This is a genomic window from Mesorhizobium sp. M7A.F.Ca.CA.003.01.2.1 (assembly GCF_003998945.1).
GTDB lineage: Bacteria > Pseudomonadota > Alphaproteobacteria > Rhizobiales > Rhizobiaceae > Mesorhizobium > Mesorhizobium ciceri.
Window position 1 is genome coordinate 1 of sequence record NZ_RZRA01001302.1, and the last position, 1,140, is coordinate 1,140.

The window sequence follows — 1,140 nt, forward strand, 5'->3', positions numbered from 1 at the left end:
GGATAGGGGTGGTCGAACAGCACGCTTTCACCGATCTCGATCGCGGTCTTCAGGGTGACGGCGTCGGCGGTGTCCCAGCCGGCAACGGCAAAGGCGTGGACCACCTCCTTCTGCGTGCCGACAAGGCCGACATTGATCGGGTCGCCCGGAATGCCTTGCGGCGTGTGCGTCAGCATCTCGAAGCGATGCGTGCGAAAACCTCGATCGCGGAACGTCCAGAATTCCGGTGCGGCGAAATAGGCGAGCGCCAGATACGCGGCCAACAAGGTCGCCGCCCAGATCATAATGCGTCGCCGAACGCTTCGTTGACCCATGAATGCCGCTCAAATGTTCCGGCATCACATTAGGCGTTGTCATGGCATTCAGGCAAAGGATACCCGGCACCGATCTAACGGCAGGCGCGATAACCGTTCTTGCGGTTCTTGATGTCGAAATGAAAATGGTTGCGGTGGTCGTAATTGTAGCCGGGGCCGAGCACGGTGGTGAAGTACTGGCAGCCGTCGGCGCGCACATTGTTGAGGAAGCCACGGGTGCGGAAGGCGAACAGGCCGGGCTTGCGCACATCGATGTCGTCGCCATTGTTGAGCTCGATGCTCATGACGTCGAGCGCATTGCCCTTGCCGTGTTCGGACAGGACGCCTTCGCCGGCAATCCGGCGGCAGGAATAGCTGGAGCCCTGGTGTATGGTCCTGACGCCGGAGAAATAACGCCAGCGGGCGGAGGGAACGAGTTCGTTCTTCGTCCAGCCGGCAAAGGTAGCTGCCATGTCGCAGGTCAGGGTTGCGGCGGGTTTCATCTGGATGTTGCCGATGGCCGAGACCTTGACCGGATAATCGATGCCGCACTGGCCTTCATGGATCGGCGCCAGGTCGGTGTAGGCGACATCGAGGCGCTTCAATTGCTGACGGCAGTCGGTTTCGCTGGCCGGCATCTGCTCGACGGGCGACATCGGCTCGTCCATGCGCGGATAAGCGGCCTGCGTCATGTACGGATTGGAAGGGACAAGCTTCTGCATGCCGGCATATTGCGGCACGGCAGCCGTCTGCGCGCCGACGTCGACGGCCGGCTGCAGCGACAGCACACTGCCGGTGTTGCAGGCGGAAAGCGCCGCCAGCGCCAGACCGGCGGTCAGCATTGCTG

Annotated in this window: 2 protein-coding genes; both read right to left on the bottom strand. The window is 62.1% G+C overall.

Annotated features, from left to right (window positions below; genetic code table 11):
* On the bottom strand, positions 1–314 hold a 314-nt coding region (locus EN969_RS32185; RefSeq protein ID WP_206525295.1), incomplete at its 3' end, for an LssY C-terminal domain-containing protein.
* Between the two features lie 74 nt (positions 315–388).
* Positions 389–1,135 (bottom strand): extensin family protein, encoded by a 747-nt coding sequence (locus tag EN969_RS32190; RefSeq protein ID WP_127419793.1) that lies wholly within the window; start codon positions 1,133–1,135, stop codon positions 389–391.
* Positions 1,136–1,140 lie beyond the last annotated feature (5 nt).